This is a genomic window from Streptomyces shenzhenensis (assembly GCF_021462265.1).
Taxonomy (GTDB): domain Bacteria; phylum Actinomycetota; class Actinomycetes; order Streptomycetales; family Streptomycetaceae; genus Streptomyces; species Streptomyces shenzhenensis.
Genome location: NZ_JAJONF010000032.1, coordinates 90,544 through 112,050, shown reverse-complemented (window position 1 = coordinate 112,050; position 21,507 = coordinate 90,544). Strand labels below are relative to the sequence as shown.

The window sequence follows — 21,507 nt, the reverse complement described above, 5'->3', positions numbered from 1 at the left end:
CGGAAGAACTCCGGACGGGGCACCGTGGAACCCGTGGGCTCAGGGGCCGGTCCCGGCGTCGCCGGGACCCTCGGCCCTGCTACAGACCGAGCTCGACCTCGAACTCGCCCGCCTCCAGGATCGCCTTGACGGCCGTCAGGTAACGGGCCGCGTCGGCGCCGTCCACCAGACGGTGGTCGTAGGACAGGGTCAGGTACGTCATGTCGCGGACGCCGATGACCGTGCCCTCCTCCGTCTCGATGACGGCCGGACGCTTGACCGTGGCACCGATGCCGAGGATCGCGACCTGGTTCGGCGGCACGATGATCGTGTCGAACAGCGCGCCGCGCGAGCCGGTGTTGGAGATGGTGAAGGTCGCGCCGGACAGCTCGTCCGGGGTGATCTTGTTGCCGCGGACCTTGCCGGCCAGGTCGGCCGTGGCCTTGGCGATACCGGCGATGTTGAGGTCACCGGCGCCCTTGATGACCGGGGTCATCAGGCCCTTCTCGGAGTCCACCGCGATACCGATGTTCTCGGTGTCGAAGTAGGTGATGGTGCCGTCGGCCTCGTTGATCCGGGAGTTGATGACCGGGTGGGCCTTCAGCGCCTGGGCGGCGGCCTTGACGAAGAACGGCATCGGGGAGAGCTTGACGCCCTCGCGGGCCGCGAACGAGTCCTTGGCCTGGGCGCGCAGGCGCATCAGGCGGGTCACGTCGACCTCGACGACCGAGGACAGCTGGGCCTGCTCGTGCAGCGCCTTGACCATGTTGTCGCCGATGACCTTGCGGATGCGGGTCATCTTGACGGTCTGGCCGCGGAGCGGGGAGACCTCCAGCGCCGGAGCCTTCCTGGCAGCGGCGGCGGCCGGGGCGGCGGCGGCCACGGGGGCCGGAGCGGCGGCGGCCTTCGCCGCCTCGGCGGCGGCGAGCACGTCCTGCTTGCGGATCCGGCCGCCGACGCCGGTGCCCTTGACGGAGCCCAGGTCGACGCCGTTCTCGGCGGCGAGCTTGCGCACCAGCGGGGTGACGTAGGCACCCTCGTCGACCGGAGCCGCGGGGGCGGGTGCTGGGGTGACCGGGGCCGGGGCGACGGGCGCGGGGGCCGGTGCCGGGGCGGCCGGAGCCGGAGCGGCGGTGACCGGGGCGGGCGCCGGCGCGGCCGGGGCGGGGGCTGCCGGAGCCGGAGCCGGAGCCGGAGCCGGAGCGGCGGGGGCCGGGGCCGGGGCGACCGGCGCGGGGGCCGGGGCTGCGGCGGCGGGCGCCGGTGCCGGTGCCGGGGCGGCCGGGGCGGGGGCGGCCGCCGGAGCGGCACCCGGGGCGCCGATGACGGCGAGCTTGGCGCCGACCTCGGCGGTCTCGTCCTCGCCGACCACGATCTCCAGGAGCACACCGGAGGTGGGCGCCGGGATCTCGGTGTCGACCTTGTCGGTCGACACCTCCAGCAGCGGCTCGTCGGCCTCGACGGAGTCGCCGACCGACTTCAGCCAGCGGGTGACGGTGCCCTCGGTGACGGACTCACCGAGCGCGGGCAGGACCACGTCCGTACCGGAGGCGCCACCGGCGGGGGCGGCCGGAGCGGCGGGGGCGGCGGCAGCGGGGGCCGGGGCGGCGGGGGCCTCGGCGACCGGCGCGGGGGCGGCGGGGGCCGGGGCGGCGGCGGGCTCGTCGGCCGGGGCGGGAGCGGCTGCGGGCGCGCCCGTGCCGTCGTCGATGATGGCCAGCTCGGCGCCGACCTCGACCGTCTCGTCCTCGGCGACCTTGATCGAGGCCAGCACGCCCGAGGCGGGGGCCGGGATCTCGGTGTCGACCTTGTCGGTCGAGACCTCGAGCAGTGGCTCGTCGGCCTCGACGCGTTCGCCCTCGGCCTTCAGCCAGCGGGTGACAGTGCCCTCGGTGACGCTCTCACCGAGCGCCGGAAGGGTTACGGAAACCGCCATGGTTTCGGTTGCTCCTTACGAATTGCGGAAGTCTGAGTCGTCGCGTGTTCGACCGAGGGTCAGTCGTGCGAGTGCAGGGGCTTGCCGGCCAGGGCCAGGTGGGCCTCGCCGAGCGCCTCGTTCTGCGTCGGGTGGGCGTGGATGAGCTGGGCGACCTCGGCGGGCAGCGCCTCCCAGTTGTAGATCAGCTGGGCCTCGCCGACCTGCTCGCCCATGCGGTCGCCGACCATGTGGACGCCGACCACGGCACCGTCCTTCACCTGGACGAGCTTGATCTCGCCCGCGGTGTTCAGGATCTTGCTCTTGCCGTTGCCCGCCAGGTTGTACTTCAGAGCGACGACCTTGTCCGCACCGTAGATCTCCTTGGCCTTGGCCTCGGTGATGCCCACGGAGGCGACCTCGGGGTGGCAGTAGGTCACCCGCGGCACGCCGTCGTAGTCGATCGGGACGGTCTTCAGGCCGGCCAGGCGTTCCGCGACCAGGATGCCCTCGGCGAAGCCGACGTGCGCGAGCTGGAGGGTCGGGACCAGGTCACCGACGGCGGAGATGGTCGGGACGTTCGTCCGCATGTACTCGTCGACCAGGACGTAACCGCGGTCCATGGCGACGCCCTGCTCCTCGTAGCCGAGGCCCGCGGAGACGGGACCGCGGCCCACCGCGACGAGCAGGATCTCGGCCTCGAACTCCTTGCCGTCGGCGAGGGTGACCTTGACGCCGTCGGCGGTGTACTCGGCCTTCGAGAAGAAGGTGCCCAGGTTGAACTTGATGCCGCGCTTGCGGAAGGCGCGCTCAAGAAGCTTGGAGGAGTTCTCGTCCTCGACCGGGACGAGGTGCTTGAGGCCCTCGATGACGGTGACGTCGGCCCCGAAGGACTTCCAGGCGGAGGCGAACTCGACGCCGATGACACCGCCGCCCAGGATGATCGCGGACTTCGGTACGCGGTCCAGGACGAGGGCGTGGTCGGAGGAGATGATCCGGTTGCCGTCGATCTCCAGACCCGGCAGCGACTTCGGCACGGAACCGGTGGCGAGGAGCACGTGGCGCCCCTGGATCCGCTGGCCGTTGACATCCACGGAGGTGGGGGAGGACAGCCGCCCCGTGCCCTCGATGTACGTCACCTTGCGCGAGGCGATCAGACCCTGCAGACCCTTGTACAGACCGGCGATGACGCCGTCCTTGTACTTGTGGACGGCCGGCACGTCGATGCCCTCGAAGGTGGCCTTGACACCGAACTGCTCGCTCTCGCGGGCCTGGTCGGCGATCTCGCCCGCGTGCAGCAGGGCCTTGGTGGGGATGCAACCCCGGTGCAGGCAGGTACCGCCGACCTTGTCCTTCTCGATCAGGGCGACGTCCAGGCCCAGCTGCGCCCCGCGCAGGGCCGCGGCGTAACCGCCGCTACCGCCGCCGAGGATCACTAGGTCGAAAACGGTGCTGGCGTCGTTCGCCACGTCACGTCCTCCATGCATGTGCGCCGTACGCCGGGCACCTTTGTCCCATACGGGTGGTTGACCGGTCGGTCGGCTGGTGTCCGGCCGCTCTACTCTTCGGCCCTGTGGGTGGGGCCCTGTCCTGCCGAGCCCCATCTTCGCACTTGTCGGAGGTGAACGAGACGCGGGGCCGGGGTGTGAGACACCACACGCAGCGCCCCCGAAGGGGCGCGGGGGACTGCGCGAGCAGCCCCCCACGGCCCGCAGCCGCCGTACGACGGACCGGACCGAGTCGACAGGCGACGGGACCCCGCCCTACCCGCGCGCGAGGTCCCGTCCAGGAAAACCGACGTCAGCCCAGGTCGCCCTCGGCCGTCAGCTCCGCCAGCCGCACCAGCGTCCGCACCGCGGACCCCGTGCCCCCCTTCGGCGTGTACCCGAAGGCACCCCCCTCGTTGAAGGCCGGCCCCGCGATGTCCAGGTGGGCCCAGGTGATCCCCTCGCCCACGAACTCCCGCAGGAAGAGCCCCGCGACCAGCCCGCCGCCCATCCGCTCACCCATGTTCGCGATGTCGGCGGTCGGCGACTCCATCCCCTTGCGCAGGTGCTCCGGCAGCGGCATCGGCCACGCCGGCTCGCCCACCTCCTCCGCGGCCTCGTGCACCGCGGAGCGGAACGCGTCGTCGTTCCCCATGACCGCGAACGTCCGGCTGCCCAGCGCCAGCATCATCGCGCCGGTCAGCGTCGCCACGTCCACGATCGCGTCCGGCCGCTCCGCCGACGCCGCCCACAGCGCGTCGGCGAGCACCAGCCGGCCCTCCGCGTCCGTGTTGAGCACCTCGACGGTCTTGCCGCTGTACATGCGCAGCACGTCACCGGGGCGCACCGCGGTGCCGGACGGCATGTTCTCGGCCAGCGCCAGCCACCCGGTCACGTTGACCGGCAGACCGAGCCGCGCTGCCGCGACGACCGCCGCGAACACCGCCGCCGCCCCGCTCATGTCGCACTTCATCGTCTCGTTGTGGCCGGCCGGCTTGAGCGAGATGCCGCCCGAGTCGTAGGTGATGCCCTTGCCGACGAAGGCGAGGTGCTTGTCCGCCTCGGCGTGCGTGTACGACAGCTTCACCAGCCGCGGAGTCGCCGCCGAGCCGCCGCCGACGCCGAGGATGCCGCCGTAGCCGTCCTTGGCGAGGGCCTTGTCGTCGAGCACCTGGATCTTGAGGCCGTGTTCCTTGGCGGCGCCCTGCGCGATCGCGGCGAACGCGGCCGGCGTGAGGTCGTTCGGCGGGGTGTTGACCAGGTCGCGGGCCCGGTTGAGCTCCTCGGCGACGGTCGTGGCACGGGCCAGGGCCGCCTTGTGGGCCGCGTCCCGCGGCTTGCCGCCGAGCAGCACGCCCTCGGCGAGCGGCGTCCTGCCGTTCTTCGCCTTCACGCTCTTGCCGGTGCCCGCACCGTTGGCACCGTTGTCCTTGTACGTGTCGAAGGAGTACGCGCCGAGCAGCACGCCCTCGCCGATCGCGGCCACGGCGGCCGCGTCCTCGACGGGCAGCGCGAAGGCCGCCTTCCGGGCCCCGGCCAGCGCGCGGGCGGCGACACCGGCCGCCCGGCGCAGCGCCTCGGCCTCGTACTCCGCGTCCCGGTCGGGCTCGGCGCCCAGGCCCACCGCGATGACGAGCGGTGCCTTGAAGCCGGCCGGAGCGGGCAGTTTCGTCAGTTCGCCCTCGGCACCCGAGGCTCCGAGGGTCTCCAGGACGGCGGCGAGCCTGCTGTCGTACGCCGTGTCCACGGCTTCGGCGCCCGGGGCGACGACCGGGCCCTTGGCGCCCTTGGCGACACCGATCACGATCGCGTCGGCCCGGAGGCCGGGCGCCGCTGAGGTGCTGAGTGTGAGAGCAGTCACGGTGGTGGAATCTCGCTTCCGATGTTGAGTTGCAGTGGCCGAGCGGGTGGGTCGACCGGGCCCGGGCGGCGACCCCGGGCCATACCCGCGGGACGCGTTGCGACCGGGGCCTTCACCCCGTCGGCGAACACCCGGGACGAGCCTACGCGTGTGGATGCGCTCGCTCATTCCTGCGGGCGTTCACCTGAGGGTGGCATCCGGGCCACTTGCCGTCCCGCGACCGGTATGGGAGATCATCGACTGCGTCGTCCGCCACCCGCCCTGGAGCCCGCCCGGTGATGTCCCGCACCACGTCTCTGCTCGCCCTGCTGCTCCTGCCGGCCGTGCTGTCCGCCTGCACCCGGGCCCCCGAGGACACCGGGCGCTGGCAGCCGAGACCCGGGGTCAGCTGGCAGTGGCAGCTGAGCGGCCGTGTCGACACCTCCGTCAAGGCATCCGTCTACGACATCGACGGCTTCGACCAGTCAAAGGCGACGGTCGCCACGCTGCACCGCAAGGGCCGTAGGACGATCTGCTACATCTCCACCGGCGCCTACGAGGACTGGCGCCCCGACGCGCGGAGGTTCCCCGCCTCGGTGCTCGGCCGCGGCAACGGCTGGAAGGGCGAGCGCTGGCTGGACATCCGTCGTACGGACGTGCTGAAGCCGCTGATGGCGGCCCGCTTCGACATGTGCGCGAAGAAGGGCTTCGACGCGGTGGAGCCCGACAACATGGACGGCTACAAGAACCGCACGGGTTTCCCCCTCACGGCGGCCGACCAGCTCCGCTACAACCGGCTCGTCGCCCGGCTCGCCCATGACCGGGGCCTGTCGGTGGGCCTGAAGAACGACCTGGACCAGATCCCGCAGCTGGTGGGCGACTTCGACTTCGCGGTGAACGAGCAGTGCGCCCAGTACGGCGAGTGCGACGACCTGAAGCCGTTCATCAAGGCGGACAAGGCGGTCTTCCACGTGGAGTACGAACTGCCGACGAGCAGGTTCTGCGCCCAGTCGCGGAGACTGCGGCTCAGCTCGCTGGAGAAGAAGTACGAGCTGGGGGCGTGGCGGCAGGCCTGCTGAGGCCGGGCCTGCTGAAGTGCCCCTTCGCCGGGGCCCGTTCAGTGGCCGCCGAACGAGAACACCACGAGCGCCGCGGTGGCCGCCGTCTCGGCGAGCGCCCCGAACACATCCCCGGTCACCCCGCCCAGCCGTCGCCTGCAGTGCCGCAGCAGCCCGTCCGTCGCGGCCTCGGCGACCACCACCGCGAGCAGCGCCCGCAGGCTGTCGCCCGGCCCGACCAGCGCCCCGGCGCCCGCCGCCAGCAGCATCACCGCGAACGTGACCACGGTCGCCCCCACCTTGGGAACCACCCCGGCGACCGCCGCCCCCAGCCCCTCCGGCCGGGCGGCGGGCACCCCCTCCACCGCGGCCAGCGTCAGCGCCAGCCGGGCCACCGTCGCCGCGACGACCGCCGCCAGGGCACCCCGCTCCCACCCGTCGCCGTACGCCTGGGCCAGCGCGGCCACCTGACCGAGCAGGACGAGGACGAGCGTGATGACCCCGAACGGCCCGATGTCCGACTGCTTCATGATCCGCAGGGCGTCCTCGGCGGGCTTGCCGCTGCCCAGACCGTCGGCGGTGTCGGCGAGACCGTCCAGGTGCAGTCCCCGGGTGAGCACGGCCGGTACGGCGACGGCGGCGACCGCGGCCGGCAGCGCACCCGCCCCGAGCACCACCAGCAGTGCGCCGACCGTCCCCGCGCAGAGGCCGACCGCCAGGCCGGCCAGCGGGGCGGACAGCATGCCGCCACGGGCCGCCTCGCGGTCCCAGCGGGTCACCTTCACGGGGAAGACGGTGAGTGTGCCGAAGGCGAAGCGGACGCCGTCGGGCCAGGGAGTCGTAGAGGTCGCAGCCACCGGCGCAGGTTACCCGGTGGTCAGCAAGGGCGGTGCCCCTGGCCGTGCGGCCGGGAGGGCAGCCAGGGATAAAGTGCGCACATGGGACATTGGGTGGAGCGGAACATCATCGAGCCGGGCAAACTCCCGCTGCTGCTGGCGCTGACCGCCTTCGTCCTGACCTTCGCGGTCACCCGGGCGATCACCCGGCTGATCCGTGCCGGAAAGGGCCCGTTCGGCAACGTGCGGGCGGGCGGGCTGCACATCCACCACGTGGTCCCCGGGGTCGTCCTCGTCGTCATCGGCGGCTTCGCCGCGGTCGCCAGTTCCCGCAACGGCGTCGGCGCGGCCCTCGCCGCGGTCGTCTTCGGGACCGGCGCGGGGCTCGTCCTCGACGAGTTCGCGCTGATCCTGCATCTCGGCGACGTCTACTGGACCGAGGAGGGCCGCAAGAGCGTCGAGATCGTCGTCATCACGGCCGCGCTGGTGGGGCTGCTGCTCGCCGGGTTCTCGCCGTTCGGCGTCAACGACGTCACGGGGGACGAACTCCAGAGCCGGGGGGCCGTCATCGCGAACGTCGCGGCCAGCTTCCTCTTCTCCCTCGTCGCCCTGGGCAAGGGCAAGGCCCGTACCGCGATCTTCGGGGTGATCGTCCCGCTGGTCGCGCTCGTCGGCGCGGTCCGCCTGGCCCGCCCCGGCTCGCCCTGGGCCCGCCGCTTCTACGTCAACCGGCCGCGCGCCCGGGCCCGGGCCGAACTGCGCGCCCATCGCCACGACCGCCGCTGGTCCCGGCCCGCCCGGACCCTTCAGGACTGGATCGGCGGCAGACCCGATCGCCCTGAACCGGCCCAACTGCCTGGGACCGAACCTGGCTCCGGGACCGAACCCGGCTCCGGGCCCGAACCCGGCTCCGGGCCCGAACGCGGCTCCGGACCCGAACCCGGCCTCGTCCCCGGATCTGGCGCCGAACCCGGTCCCGGCCGCGGACCCAAACTCAGCCCCGGATCCGGCTCCGGACGCAAACTCAGCCCCGGCCCCGGCCCCGGCCCTGAACCCGGCTCCGGATTCAAGCCCGGCTCCGGGTCCGGTACCGGCCGCCGCTGACGTCGGCGGTGCCACAGCCGCCGTCCCGCCGTCACCGTCGCGCACAGTGCCGAAACGCCCGCGATGGCCGCCAGGTGCTCCTTGCCGGCGAGGTTGTCCTTGAGCGCCACCTCGACCACTATGGCGGCCGCCACCGCGCCGGCGGTGACCTGAGCGCCGTACCGCCACCCCAGGTAGACCGCGAGCCCGACGACGGCGGCCGACGGCCCGGCGTCCACCACCCGCGCGTCCGAGGCCTGCAGACCCAGCGGACCGTGCGGCCCCAGGGCGATGCCGAGCCGGGCGTACAGCGTGCCGGCGAGGGTCGCCACGTACGCGACGGTCAGGCTCCGCCACCAGCCCAGGCACACCTCGGCGATGCCGAACACCACCAGGATCTGGACCAGCGCGCCCCACACCGGCAGGTCCAGGGCCGGCACGAACAGCGACAGCGGGGTGCGCAGCAGGACCGTCCAGAGGGGGTCCTCGGCGCGCACCGCGCCGACGTCCTGCACGAACCGGTAGCCCCACGGCTGGTTCTGCGCGAACTGCAGCAGCGCGGTCAGGCACACCGCCCCGGCCGTCATCGGCACCGCCCGCAGCCGGCGCTCCGTCAGCGGGCCGTGCACGGCGGCGTACAACAGCACCCATTCGGCTCGGGCCCAGCGGGCGAGCGGTTTCACGCGGCGGCCCTCATCATCCGTGCGTGTCCTGCTGCGGGACTCGTCGGGCGTCCCTCCGTGTTTCCAGGCGCTCGCGGCGCGCCGACTTCGGCAGCCCCGCGGACACGGCCCCCAGGAACCCCTCCGCGCGCGCCGACGCCAGGCCGATGCGCGGCAGGTCGGCGCTCTTCTCGAAGAGCAGGAACCGGGGTTCCCAGATGGGCCGGTACTTGGCGTTGGCCCGGTACAGGGACTCGATCTGCCACCACCGGGAGAAGAAGCTCAGCAAGGACCTCCACAGCCGCAGCACCGGTCCCGCGCCGAGCCGCGCACCACGTTCGAAGACCGAGCGGAACATCGCGAAGTTGAGCGAGACCTGCGTGACCCCGATCTCCCCGGCACGGCGCAGCAGTTCGATGACCATGAACTCCATCAGCCCGTTGTCGGAGTCCCGGTCCCGCCGCATGAGGTCGAGGGAGAGCCCGCCCGGCCCCCACGGCACGAAAGAGAGCAGGCCCCGCAGGTCCCCCTCCCCGTCCGCGCACTCCAGCATCACGCACCGCCCGTCCCGGGCATCCCCGAGCCGTCCCAGCGCCATGCTGAACCCGCGCTCGGTGGCGCCGTCCCGCCAGTCGTCGGCGCGCCGGATCAGATACGACATCTCGTCCGCCGGGATGTCCTCGTGCCGGCGGATCCGCACCGTGTACCCCGCCCGCCCGACCCGGTTGCAGGCCTGCCGGACGGTCCGCATCGCCCGCCCCTCCAGCGTGAACTCGGCGACCTCGACGATCGCCTCGTCCCCGAGCTCCAGCGCGTCCAGCCCGTGCCGGGCGTACACGGTCCCGGCCTCCTCGCTCGCTCCCATCACCGCGGGGATCCACCCGTGCGCCCGCGCCTCGGCGAGCCACGGCGCGATGGCCCCCGGCCACGCCTCCGGGTCCCCGATCGGATCCCCGGAGGCGAGCGACACCCCGCCCACCACCCGGTACGCCACCGCCGCCTTCCCGGTCGGCGACCAGACCACGCTCTTCTCCCGCCGCAGCGCGAAGTACCCGAGGGAGTCCCGCTCGCCGTGCCGCTCCAGCAGCGCCCGCAGCTGCTTCTCGTCGTCCTCGGTGATCGGGTCGACGGCACGACGGGAGCGGAAGGCGGCGTAGAGGACGGCGAGGAGAAGGAGCGTGCTGAGCACGTTGATGACGACGTTCACCCAGTTGGGCGGGGCGATGTACGGGAACCGGGAGGGGTCGGCGGCGACCGACACCAGGCGCAGGGTGCCGTAGTGCCAGCGCTCCGGGAACGTCGAACGTGCGGCGTGCGGCGCCTGGTTGGTCATGGTCACGAGGAAGGCGGCGAGCAGTGAGGCGACGAGCCCACCGCCGACGGCGACGGTGGCGGCGAGCCGCGGGTTGGACCGGTCGCCCTTGGCGTAGAACTCCCGCCGCCCGACCAGCAGCGCCCCCACGAAGGCCGCGGTCAGCGCGATCGAGATCCAGTTCTGCGCGTACCGCCGGATCTCCGGGAAAGCCATGGCGAACGCGAACAGCGCGAGGAAGAGCCCGCTCAGCACCAGGTTGAGGATCCACGCGGCCCGCTTGCGCCGCCGCATCGTGATCGCGAGGAACGCGGTGAACACCCCGGAGGCGAAGCCGGCGGTCAGCAGGTACGGCGTGAAGAAGTTCTCCTGGTTGTGCCGCCGCACGTCCTGCCCCAGCGACACCCACACCGCGCTGAGGAAATTGACGAAGGCGACGGCCCGCAGGTACCACACGGCAACGGCGGCGGCCCGCCCGGAAACCCCCGCTCCCCGACGCCCCGGCCCACGTCCATCACACCGCTCCACGGCAATTCGGACATCTCCCATGGAGAGCGATCATATGGGGGCTCCGATGGCGAACCCGGCCACACGCACCCTTTTTCACCGGACGCATCCATGGGCCGCGGGTCTCGCCGCGGCCGTACCGGCCGCATGCCGAGTGCCGCGCCACCGCGGCCGATCGCGCCCAGGCGGCGGGGCCGCACATCGATACAGCCCCGCACCCCTGAAGGGGCGCCCCGCCCACCCACTCCGCCCACCGCGACGGCGTATCCCGGCGCCGTCCCGGCCTTGGCGTGCGGGGGGCACTGCCGGTCACTTCTGGCCGCCACGACGGCGATCGGCCGGGACGGCGCGTTCCGGCGGTGCCGACTGGCTTGGCGTGCGGGGTGTCGCTACTGGGGCTCGCCGGTCCCTTGCTGTGCCGGTCTCTTCTGGCCGCCGCGACGGCGATCGGCCGGGACGGCGCGTTCCGGCGGTGCCGTCCCGGCCGTGACCCGCGGTCCCGCTAACCCTCCGGCTGCTCTTCGCTCTCCGGCTTCTCCGGCTTCTCCGGCTTCTCCGGCAGCTCCGCCGCCAGTGCCGCCGCGGCCTGGACCAGCGGCAGGGCGAGCAGTGCGCCCGCGCCCTCACCGACCGTCACGCCCTGGTCGAGGAGCGGCTCCAGAGCCATCCGGTCCAGTGCCTTCGCCTGCCCCGGCTCTCCGCTGTCATGCCCGGCCAGCCACCAGTCCGGCGCCCGGAACGCGATCCGCTGGGCGACCAGCGCGCACGCGGCCACCACCACGCCGTCCAGCACCACCGGCAGCTTCCGCACCGCCGCCTGCAACAGGAACCCGGTCATCGCCGCGAGGTCGGCCCCGCCGACCGTCGCCAGCAACTGCAACTGGTCCCCGAGCACCGGCCGCGCCCGCCGCAGCGCGTCCCGGATCGCCGCGCACTTGCGCATCCACGCGAGGTCGTCGATGGCGAGCCCGCCCCGCCCGGTCACCACCGACGCGTCCGTCCCGCACAGCGCCGCGACCAGGACGGAGGCCGCCGTGGTGCCGCCGACGCTGACATCGCCGAGCACCACCAGATCGGTCCCCGAGTCGGCCTCCTCGTCGGCCAGCGCCACCCCCGCCCGGAAGGCCGCCTCGGCCTCCTCCAGGGTCAGCGCGTCCTCGATGTCGATACGGCCGCTGCCCCGTCGCACCCGATGCCGTACGACCTCCTCGGGCAGCGTCTCCGGGTCGCAGTCCAGTGCCATGTCCACGATCCGTACCGGCACCCCGAGCCGCCGGGCCAGCACCGCCACCGGGCTGGCCCCCTCCAGGACCGCCCGCACCAGCAGCCCCGCACTGCCCGCGGGCCGCGCGGAGACGCCGAGTTCGGCGACCCCGTGGTCACCGGCGAAGAGCACTACCCGGGGCCGTTCCACGGCCCGTACCGGTACCGAGCCCTGCGCGGCGGCCAGCCACTCACCCAGGTCGCCGAGGCGGCCCAGCGATCCGGGCGGCACGATCAGCCGCTCCCGGCGCGCCTCGGCGTCACGGCGCACACCGCCGTCGGGGCGCTCGATCAGATCGGTGAAGTCGTCGAGATTCAGCGAGCTCATTCGCCGAACAGTACCGGCACCGAACGAACGGTTCAGCCGGCGTCTCCTGCCGTGCCCTCCCGCCCTGGTCGGAGCGGGTATCGGCGCCTCCCTGCGGCTCCGGGGCGAATCGGGCCGAATCCGGTGGACAGGCCATACGGCGGGTCCGGCTCACCCCGCGCCGGGGCCGACGCCGTCGGCCCGGACGGCCGGCTGGTGCACTGCCGGCCCGGCACGGACGGCGCACCCGGCACGGGACGGCGCCTTCGGCACGGACGGCGCCTTCGGCACGGACAGCGCACCCGGCACGGACGGCGCCTTCGGCACGGACAGCGCACCCGGCTTGGACGGTGCCCCGGCACGGCCGGCGCCCCCCGGCTCGCCGCCGCACCCGGAGCGGCGCCGGCACCGCGCCCCGGTCCGGGGCCGCGGCACGCGGCCTACCGTGCCGCGATGCCTCCCCTGAGGGTCGACGACTCCGCGGCCCGGGCGGTCGCGGCGGCGGCCAGCGCGAGGAGGAAGGCCACCGCGCCGGTGACGACGTTGTTCACGATGGTCCTGGTCGTGTGCACCGAACCGGCGACCACCCACGGCGCGATGATCGTCCACACCCCCAGCAGACAGGCGCACCACGCCATGCTGTGGGTCCGCTCGTAGGCCCGGCCGAACCCGCCGCTCATCGCCATCGCGTAGGCGATGCCGACGATGAGGTTGGTGACGGCGAGGGTGGACAGGCCGTTGAAGCCGGCGATCCACGGTGAGGCCGCCAGGTAGATGCCGGTGAGGAACGCCATCGTCCCGACGGCCTGCCCCTGTGCGGTGCTCGTCGCGCGCTCCGCCGTCTCGTGGCGCAGCCGCATCTCGACGATGTCCGGGTGCGTCTCCATGGACGGCCTGGGAGATGTGGTCATTTCTTTCACCTCGGTCTTTCGGCTTGAAAGCGGGACGGTTCGTCCTCGGGTGGCACCCGGGTACCCAGTGCAAACCGCTCGAAATCACCAGAATCCAGGCACTCGGGGCGCTACTCGCACCCCTGGCGGGCGTGTCGCCGGTGCCGTCCGGGGCACTGGGAGACGATGGGAGCGCCCGCACGGCCGACGGCGGGCGGGAGAGACAGGGGCCCGCATGGATCCGCGGGGTACGGCGGAGCAGCCGGGCGCGGACCGGTGCCCGCGAACGGTGCCATTCGAAGCGCCGGACCAGGACGTACGGCGCCGGGTGCCGCGCACCGATGTCCTGCTCCGCGATCCACGGCTGGCCGACGCGGCCGGCCGGCTCGGGGCGCCTGCCGTCCGGGCTGCCGTCCGGGAAGCGCAGGACCGGGCCAGGACCGGCCGGATCCCGCCCGAGGCCGTGGCCGACGAGGCGGCCGGGCTGCTGCCGGACACGGCCTGCGGGCTGCGTGCCGTGATCAACGCCACCGGCGTGCTGCTGCACACCAACCTGGGCCGGGCCCCGCTGTCGGCGGCGGCCCGGCGCGCGGTGGCCGAGGCCGCCGGGCCTACCGATGTGGAACTGGACCTGGACACCGGCGTACGGGCCCGCCGCGGGCGCACCGCGCTGCGGGCATTGCAGGTCCGGGTGCCCGACGCCGGAGCCGTGCACGTCGTCAACAACGGCGCCGCCGCGCTGGTGCTGGCGGCCACCGCGCTCGCCGCCGGCAAGGAGATCGTGGTCAGCCGCGGCGAGATGGTGGAGATCGGCGACGGCTTCCGGCTGCCCGACCTGCTGGTCGCCACCGGCGCCCGGCTGCGCGAGGTCGGCACCACCAACCGCACCACCGCCGAGGACTACGCGGCCGTGCTCGGGCCGGGCACGGGGTTCGTCCTGAAGGTGCATCCGTCCAACTTCCGCATCACCGGCTTCACCCGTGCCGCGGAGGTCGGCGAACTCGCCGGGCTGGGCGTCCCGGTCGTCGTCGACATCGGTTCCGGGCTGCTGGCCCCCCATCCGCTGCTCCCCGGCGAACCGGACGCCACGACCCAGCTGCGCGCCGGTGCCGCCCTCGTCACGGCCAGCGGCGACAAACTCCTCGGCGGCCCCCAGTGCGGGCTGCTCCTCGGCGAGGCCGGCCTGGTCCGCACCCTCGCCCGGCACCCCCTCGCCCGCGCCCTGCGCGTGGACAAACTGACCCTCGCCGCCCTGGAGGCCACCCTCGGCGGACCGCCCACCCCGACCGCCGAGGCGCTGACCGCCGACCCCGCCGGACTCCGCGCCCGCGCCGACCGGCTCGCCGCCGCCCTGGGCGCCTTTCCGGAGACCGGCGGCATCGACGTACGGGCGGTCGAGAGCGCGGCGACGGTCGGCGGGGGCGGCGCGCCCGGCGTGGTGCTGCCCAGCGCCGCGCTGTCCCTGCCGGAGCGGTTCGCGGCCGCCCTGCGCGGCGGGCGGATCCCGGTCGTCGGCCGGCTGGAGGGGGGACGCTGCCTGCTCGATCTGCGGGCGGTGCCCCCGGCGGACGACGCCCGGCTGGCCGAAGCGGTACGCGCGGCGGCCGGCAGCGCGGCCCGACGATAGGAGGCGCGCGGCATGCGGGTACTGGCCACCGCCGGCCACGTCGACCACGGCAAGTCCGCCCTGGTCCGGGCGCTCACCGGGATGGAACCGGACCGTCTGGAGGAGGAGCGGCGCCGGGGGCTCACCCTGGACCTGGGGTTCGTGTGGACCCGGCCGGACCCGGACGGCGAGCCTCTCGCCTTCGTCGACGTGCCCGGCCACGAGAGGTTCGTGCCGACCATGCTGGCCGGGGTGGGTCCGGTACCGGCGGTGCTCTTCGTGGTCGCCGCCGACCAGGGCTGGCAGCCCCAGTCCGAGGAGCACCTGGCGATCCTGGACGCCCTCGGCGTACGGCACGCCGTCCTCGCGGTGACCCGCAGCGACCTGGCGGATCCCGGGCCGGTGCTGGCGGACGCGGCCGGGCGCCTGGCCGCCACCTCGCTGGGCGCCGTCCCCGCGGTCGCGGTCAGCTCGGTCACCGGCGCCGGCCTCGACCGGCTGCGCGCCGAACTCGGGCGGCTGGCGGCTGCCCTGCCGGTGCCGTCGGCCGACGCCGACGTACGGCTGTGGCTGGACCGGGCGTTCACGGTCCGCGGCCACGGCACGGTGGTCACCGGGACGCTCGGGGCCGGCACCCTGCGCGTCGGGGACCGGCTGGTGACCGGCGACGGTACGACCGTGCTGCGCGTGCGCGAACTGCAGTCCCTGCACGAGGACCGCGCCGCGGTCGGCGCGGTGGCACGGGTCGCCGTGAACGTGCACGGGCCCGGCGCCGGTGAACTGCGGCGCGGAGACGTCCTGCTGACACCGGAGCGCTGGCTGCGCACCGGACTCGTGGACGTCCGGATCGTCGGGGAACCCGTCGCCGACCTGCCCCGGACCGTCACCCTGCACATCGGCACCGCCGCCGTCCCGGTGGCCGTCCGCCCGCTGGGCGAGGACACCGCCCGGCTGACCCTGGACCGCGAACTCCCGCTGCGCGTCGGCGACCGCGCGGTGCTCCGCGAACCGGGCGGTCACCGCACGCCCTGTGCCGCGACCGTGCTCGACGTCCGGCCGCCGCGCCTGGCCCGGCGGGGCGCGGCGCGGGTCCGGGCGGCCGAACTGGCCACCATGACCGGGGTCCCGGACGGGGCGGCGGAGCTGCGGCGGCGCGGACTGGCCCGGCGCGCGGAGCTGCTCGCGGCGGGGGTGCCGGTGCCCGCCGCACCCGTGGCCGGGGACTGGCTCGCCGACCCGGCGCACTGGGCACGGCTGGGCGAGCGCCTGGTCACCGAGGTGCTACGGCACGCGAAGGAACACCCCCTGGAACCCGGGCTGCCGGCGGAGGCCGCCCGGCACCTGCTGGGCCTGCCCGACCGGGAGCTGGTCGACGCGCTCGCCGTGACCGCTCCCCGGCTCACCGTCCGGCAGGGCCGGCTGTACGAGGCCGGCGGTCTCGGCCCGGCGCTGCCGCCTGCGGTCCGCGAGGCCGTGGACGCCGTGTGCGCGGACCTCGCCCGTACCCCCTTCCGCGCCCCGGACGCCGACCGGCTCGCCGCGCTGGGACTGACCCGCAAGGCGGTGGCCGCCGCGGAGACCGCGGGGGCGCTGCTGCGGATCGCCGACGGGATCGTGCTGCTGCCCGGCGCGGCCGCGCGCGCGGCCGCCGTACTCGCCCGCCTGCCGCAGCCCTTCACCCCGAGCGAGGCCCGGCAGGCCCTGGACACCACCCGCCGGGTGGCCGTACCGCTGCTGGAGTACCTGGACGCCCAGGGGTACACGGAGCGGGTGGACGACCGGCGCCGGTGCTGCCGGCGGCCGGGGAACGGAGGCGGACGGGAATCGAACCCGCCTGCCCGAGATCCTCGGGCACCTCGGTTTTGAAGACCGGGAGGGCCACCAGGCACCCACACGCCTCCACCGACCGCCACGCTAGTTCCCCAGGAGACCGGAATGACACCAGCGACCCGCCAGGCGTCCGTACGGCTCACACAGTTCGCCCACGGCGGCGGCTGCGCCTGCAAGATCCCACCCGGTGAGCTGGAGGAGATCGTCGGCGCGCTGCGGCCCGCCGTTCCGGCCGGCGGCGGCCCGCTCCTGGTCGGCATCGACACCGGCGACGACGCGGCCGTGGTCACGCTGCCCGGGCAGGAGGGCACGGCGGTCGTCTGCACCGCCGACTTCTTCACCCCGGTCGTCGACGACCCCTACGACTGGGGTCGCGTCGCCGCCGCCAACGCGCTGTCCGACGTGTACGCGATGGGCGGCCGGCCGCTGCTCGCCGTCAACCTCCTCGGCTGGCCCCGGGACCGGCTGCCGTTCGACCTCGCCCGCGAGGTGCTGCGCGGCGGGCTGGCGGTGGCCACGGAGGCCGGCTGCCATGTCGGCGGCGGACACAGCGTGGACGATCCGGAACCCAAGTACGGCATGGCCGTCACCGGTGTCGCCGACCCGGCGCGGCTGCTGCGCAACGACACCGGGCGCCCGGGGCTGCCGTTGTCCCTCACCAAGCCGCTCGGGGTGGGTGTGCTGAACAACCGGCACAAGGCGACCGGTGAGCGCTTCGAGCTAGCGGTCGCGACCATGACGGCCCTCAACCGGGACGCCGCCGAGGCGGCCCTGGCCGCCGGGGCGGACTGCGCCACCGACGTCACCGGGTTCGGCCTCCTCGGCCATCTGCACAAGCTGGCCCGGGCCTCCGGCGTGAGCGCGGTCCTCGACACGGCCGCGGTGCCCTACCTGGAGGGCGCCCGGGAGGCGGTCCGGGACGGATATGTCAGCGGGGGCACCCGGCGCAACCTGGAGTGGGTGGCGCCGCACACCGACTTCGGCGACACCGACGAGGGCACCCGGCTCCTGCTCGCCGACGCCCAGACCTCGGGCGGGCTGCTGGTGGCCGGGGAGGTACCGGGGGCGCCGGTGATCGGTGAGCTGGTGCCGCGCGGCGACCACTCGCTCGTACTCAGGTGATCCCCGCGCCCACCGTGCGTGCCGCGCCCACCGCGCCCCGCGTACGCGCGCCTCTCGCCCCTTCGCGCCCGCGTACCCCAAGTTCCGCGTAGGCGCATCCCCGCGCGCACCGCACCCCGCGCCCCCCGGCGGACCCTGGACGCCCGCAGGCACCCGCGCCCGCACCCGCGCGGCGGAAGGCGGGTCACGGTTCCGTGCCCGTGTGCTCGTCGATGCCCGCGCGGTCCCGGTAGGCGCGCACCAGTTCCACGGCGGCCGGGCCGCGTGGGCGCCGGCCGGGGCGGATGTCGACGGCGAAGGCCTTGGCCTCCTGGATGTGGGTGTTGGGGTCGAGGGACAGGTGCAGCAGCTCGTTGGCCGCGTCCCCGGTGCTGTAGCCGTTCGGGCCCCAGTGGTACGGGAGGCCGACCTGGTGGAGGCGGCGGCCCCGCACGGTCAGCGGGGTCATCCGGTCGGTGACCAGCACCCGTGCCTCGACGACGCCCCGGGCGCTGACGATCGTGGCCCAGCCGGTGTGCGCCAGGCCGCGCTCGGCGGCGAGTTCGGGTGACACCTCGCAGAAGAACTCCGGCTGAAGTTCGGCCAGGTAGGGCAGCCAGCGGGACATGCCGCCCGCCGTGTGGTGCTCGGTGAGCCGGTAGGTGGTGGCCACGTACGGGAAGACCTCGGAGCCGGGTTCGGTGCCGCTGGGCTGGTAGCGGTTGTCGGGATGCGGGGGCAGCAACTGCCGTACCGGGTTGCGCTGCTGACGGTAGAGCAGGTTCGGGAACGGGGAGTCCTGCGGCTCGTAGTGGGTGGGCAGCGGCCCGTCCGTGAGGCCGGAGGGGACGTACAGCCAGGCCTTGCCGTCGGCCTGCATGATGAACGGGTCGGTGCCCGAGAGCGCCTCGGCGGCCGTGGCGCCGGGCGGCGGCCGGTGGTGCGGGGACTTGGTGCCGGCGAAGTCGGGGATGTCGTGGCCGACCCACTTCGCCTGCTCCTCGTCCCACCACACCAGCGCCTTGCGCTCGCTCCACGGCTTTCCGTCGGGGTCGGCGGAGGCCCGGTTGTAGAGGATGCGCCGGTTGGCCGGCCAGGCCCAGGCCCATTCGTTCGCGACCCAGTCCTGTTCCCTGCCGGGTTTGCGGCGGGCGGCCTGGTTGACGCCGTCGGCGTAGACCCCGCAGTAGATCCAGCAGCCGCAGGACGTGGAACCGTCGTCGGCCAGCTGCTCGTAGGAGGCGAGCGGGCTGCCCTTGGCGTCGTGGCCGTTGATCTCGGCGAGGACGGCCTCCGCCTCGGGTTCGGCGTGCTCGCCCCCGGTGGGGTAGTCCCAGGTGAGGTCGAGCAGCGGCTGGTCCATGGGGTCGGTGGAGCCGGCCAGTTTCTCGCGGAGGATCCGGCCGAGATGGAAGGCGAACCACAGGTCGCTGCGGCAGTCCCCGGGCGGTTCGACGGCCTGGTGGTGCCACTGCAGCAGGCGCTGGGTGTTGGTGAAGCTGCCGTCCTTCTCGGTGTGCGCGGCGGCCGGCAGGAAGAACACCTCGGTGCGGATGTCCTCGGTGCGCAGTTCACCGGTCTCGATCTCGGGGCCGTCCTGCCACCAGGTGGCCGACTCGATCAGGGAGAAGTCGCGCACGACCAGCCAGTCCAGGTTGGCCATGCCGAGCCGCATCAGCTTGGAGTCGGCGTTGCCGACGGCGGGGTTCTCGCCGAGCAGGAAGTAGCCCTTGCAGACGCCGTCCAGCTGGGCCATGGTCGTCTCGTAGGTGGAGTGGGAGCCGGTCAGGCGCGGCAGGTAGTCGAAGCAGAAGTCGTTGTCCGCGGTGGCCGCCTCGCCCCAGTACGCCTTGAGCAGGCTCACCAGGTAGGAGCGCATGTTGCCCCAGTAGCCCTTGCGGGCCGCCTCCGCCGCCACGAAGGCGTCCAGGTCCTGGTTCTGGTGGGCGTGCGGCATCGGGATGTACCCGGGAAGCAGGTTGAACAGGGTGGGGATGTCGGTGGAGCCCTGGATGGAGGCGTGGCCGCGCAGCGCGAGGATGCCGCCGCCGGGGCGGCCGATGTTGCCGAGCAGGCTCTGCAGGATGGCGGCGGCGCGGATGTACTGCACGCCCACGGTGTGCTGGGTCCAGCCGACCGCGTAGGCGAAGGCCGTCGTCCGGTCCCGTCCGGAGTTCTCCGTGACCAGTTCGCACACCTGGCGGAAGACGTCCCGCGGGACCCCGCAGATCTGCTCGACCGTCTCGGGCGTGTAGCGCGCGTAGTGCCGTTTGAGGACCTGGAGGACGCAGCGCGGGTGGGTGAGCGTCTCGTCCCGCTCGGGCTCGCCCTCGCCGAGGGCCGCGCCGCCGGAGCCGTGCGCCTCGCCGCGGGCCGCCTCGGTCACCGAACCGCCGCCGCCGGTGCGCTCGTCGTACTCCTGGTCGCGCTCCCCGGAGGCGGCCTGCACCTCCATGCCCTCGTACTGCCAACTGCTGTTGTCGTAGCGGCGGTGGTCCAAGTCCAGGCCGGAGAAGACACCGTCCAGGTCCTCGGTGTCGCGGAAGTCCTCACCGAGGATCACGGGCGCGTTGGTGTACGCGACCACGTAGTCACGGAAGTACTTCTCGTGCGTCAGGACGTGGTTGATGATCCCGCCGAGGAAGGCGATGTCGGTGCCCGCGCGCAGCGGCACGTGCAGGTCGGCCAGCGCGCTGGTGCGGGTGAACCGCGGGTCGACGTGGACCAGTTTCGCGCCACGGGCCTTCGCCTCCATCACCCACTGGAACCCGACCGGGTGGCACTCGGCCATGTTCGAGCCCTGGATGACGATGCAGTCCGAGTGCTGCAGGTCCTGCTGGAAGGTGGTCGCGCCGCCGCGTCCGAACGAGGTTCCCAGACCGGGAACGGTGGAGGAGTGTCAAACGCGGGCCTGGTTCTCGATCTGGATCGCGCCGAGCGCCGTGTACAGCTTCTTGAGGAGGTAGTTCTCCTCGTTGTCGAGGGTGGCCCCGCCGAGGCTGGCGATGCCGAGGGTGCGGCGGGTCCGGGTCCGGTCGGCCTCCCACTGCCAGCCGGCCCGGCGGGCGGCGACGACCCGGTCGGCGATCATGTCCATCGCCGTGTCGAGATCCAGGTGCTCCCAGCCGGTGCCGTGCGGGCGCCGGTACAGGACCCGGTGCTCGCGGGCGTCGCCGGTGGTCAGCTGGAGGCTGGCCGAGCCCTTGGGGCAGAGCCGGCCGCGGGAGATCGGCGAGTCGGGGTCGCCCTCGATCTGGGTGACCTTGCCGTTCTCGACGTAGACGTTCTGGCCGCAGCCCACCGCGCAGTACGGGCAGACCGACTTCACCACGCGGTCCGCGCGCGCCGTGCGAGGGGTCAGCCGGGCGCTGTGCGCGCTCTTCGCGGCGGCCCCGCGGCCCAGCGGGTCGGTGCCGGTGAGCTGGCGGTAGACCGGCCAGGAGTCGATCCAGGTGCGTACGCCCATGGCTCAGACCTCCCGTTCCGTGCCGCGCCGGCCGGCGGGCCGTCCGCCGAGCGCGTCCCTGACGTGGCCCACGGCCGCCGCCACGGTCCCGGCGACCACCGCCGGGGCGTGCTGCGGGGCGGGCCGGCCGGCCTTCGTACGGCCGGGGCCGCCGGCGAGCGGCCGAGGCGTCTGACTCCGGACGGGCATCGCCGCCGCCTCCTTCCGCGTACCGGTTCTCCCGCTGCGCCGGAGTACCCCCGGGACGCCGGCCGAAACCGTCCCCGGGGGTGGTGGACCGGACGGCCGGCCGGAACCATCCCCGGGGGTCGTGGACGGATGGGCCGGCGGACCCGGTGCACGGGCCCGCGGCGGGGCCGGACTCC

Annotated in this window: 12 protein-coding genes, 1 tRNA gene and 3 pseudogenes; 5 read left to right on the top strand and 11 right to left on the bottom strand. The window is 74.0% G+C overall.

Translation table 11 applies throughout. From position 1 onward, the window contains the following. Positions 1–79 precede the first annotated feature (79 nt). From sucB to LQ326_RS32620, 3 genes are all read right to left on the bottom strand, one after another. Positions 80–1,915, bottom strand: a complete 1,836-nt coding sequence (gene sucB, locus LQ326_RS32630) for a 2-oxoglutarate dehydrogenase, E2 component, dihydrolipoamide succinyltransferase (protein WP_234542660.1) — start codon at positions 1,913–1,915, stop codon at positions 80–82. A gap of 59 nt (positions 1,916–1,974) precedes the next feature. After that, the gene (gene lpdA / locus LQ326_RS32625; RefSeq protein WP_181807790.1) at positions 1,975–3,363 is read right to left on the bottom strand and encodes a dihydrolipoyl dehydrogenase; all 1,389 of its coding nucleotides are present in this window, start codon (positions 3,361–3,363) and stop codon (positions 1,975–1,977) included. 331 nt (positions 3,364–3,694) lie between these two features. Beyond that, the gene (locus LQ326_RS32620) at positions 3,695–5,242 is read right to left on the bottom strand and encodes a leucyl aminopeptidase (protein WP_234542659.1); all 1,548 of its coding nucleotides are present in this window, start codon (positions 5,240–5,242) and stop codon (positions 3,695–3,697) included. 278 nt (positions 5,243–5,520) lie between these two features. Here LQ326_RS32620 and LQ326_RS32615 point away from each other — a divergent pair, with 278 nt between their 5' ends. Next, complete coding sequence (locus LQ326_RS32615; protein ID WP_234542658.1) at positions 5,521–6,300, top strand: endo alpha-1,4 polygalactosaminidase; 780 nt, start codon at positions 5,521–5,523, stop codon at positions 6,298–6,300. Between the two features lie 38 nt (positions 6,301–6,338). On the opposite strand, the gene LQ326_RS32610 is transcribed toward LQ326_RS32615, so the two are convergent. Further along, positions 6,339–7,136 carry an adenosylcobinamide-GDP ribazoletransferase gene (locus tag LQ326_RS32610; protein WP_234542657.1) on the bottom strand — a complete coding sequence of 266 codons (798 nt, stop codon included), beginning with the start codon at positions 7,134–7,136 and terminating at the stop codon, positions 6,339–6,341. A gap of 81 nt (positions 7,137–7,217) precedes the next feature. Between LQ326_RS32610 and LQ326_RS32605 the strand changes: the two are divergent. Next, positions 7,218–7,961, top strand: a pseudogene (locus LQ326_RS32605) (hypothetical protein); the annotation flags it as partial. Positions 7,962–8,209: 248 nt separating this feature from the next. On the opposite strand, the pseudogene LQ326_RS32600 reads toward LQ326_RS32605, so the two are convergent. From LQ326_RS32600 to LQ326_RS32585, 4 genes and pseudogenes are all read right to left on the bottom strand, one after another. Next, positions 8,210–8,881, bottom strand: a pseudogene (locus tag LQ326_RS32600) (hypothetical protein); the annotation flags it as partial. A gap of 13 nt (positions 8,882–8,894) precedes the next feature. Further along, on the bottom strand, positions 8,895–10,721 hold the full coding sequence (locus LQ326_RS32595; RefSeq protein WP_234542655.1) for a phosphatidylglycerol lysyltransferase domain-containing protein: 1,827 nt from the start codon (positions 10,719–10,721) through the stop codon (positions 8,895–8,897). A 460-nt stretch (positions 10,722–11,181) separates the two neighbouring features. Then, positions 11,182–12,270, bottom strand: coding sequence for a nicotinate-nucleotide--dimethylbenzimidazole phosphoribosyltransferase (gene cobT, locus LQ326_RS32590; RefSeq protein WP_234542654.1), 1,089 nt, complete (start codon positions 12,268–12,270; stop codon positions 11,182–11,184). A gap of 419 nt (positions 12,271–12,689) precedes the next feature. Then, positions 12,690–13,160, bottom strand: a complete 471-nt coding sequence (locus LQ326_RS32585; protein WP_234542653.1) for an SPW repeat protein — start codon at positions 13,158–13,160, stop codon at positions 12,690–12,692. A 268-nt stretch (positions 13,161–13,428) separates the two neighbouring features. Between LQ326_RS32585 and selA the strand changes: the two genes are divergently transcribed. Continuing rightward, positions 13,429–14,766: an L-seryl-tRNA(Sec) selenium transferase gene (gene selA, locus LQ326_RS32580; RefSeq protein WP_234542652.1), complete on the top strand. Its 1,338-nt coding sequence runs from the start codon at positions 13,429–13,431 to the stop codon at positions 14,764–14,766. Between the two features lie 12 nt (positions 14,767–14,778). Then, positions 14,779–16,521: pseudogene (locus tag LQ326_RS32575) on the top strand (SelB domain-containing protein); the annotation flags it as partial. Positions 16,522–16,553: 32 nt separating this feature from the next. Here the strand turns inward: LQ326_RS32575 and LQ326_RS32570 are convergent. Then, positions 16,554–16,646 (bottom strand) — tRNA-Sec (locus LQ326_RS32570). 34 nt (positions 16,647–16,680) lie between these two features. Here LQ326_RS32570 and selD point away from each other — a divergent pair. Then, positions 16,681–17,697, top strand: coding sequence for a selenide, water dikinase SelD (gene selD, locus LQ326_RS32565; RefSeq protein WP_234542651.1), 1,017 nt, complete (start codon positions 16,681–16,683; stop codon positions 17,695–17,697). Between the two features lie 184 nt (positions 17,698–17,881). On the opposite strand, the gene fdh is transcribed toward selD, so the two are convergent. Together fdh and LQ326_RS32555 are read right to left on the bottom strand one after the other, a co-directional pair. Beyond that, positions 17,882–21,142: a formate dehydrogenase gene (fdh, locus tag LQ326_RS32560; protein WP_234542650.1), complete on the bottom strand. Its 3,261-nt coding sequence runs from the start codon at positions 21,140–21,142 to the stop codon at positions 17,882–17,884. 3 nt (positions 21,143–21,145) lie between these two features. Then, positions 21,146–21,331, bottom strand: a complete 186-nt coding sequence (locus tag LQ326_RS32555) for a hypothetical protein (RefSeq protein WP_234542649.1) — start codon at positions 21,329–21,331, stop codon at positions 21,146–21,148. Between the last annotated feature and the right edge of the window lie 176 nt (positions 21,332–21,507).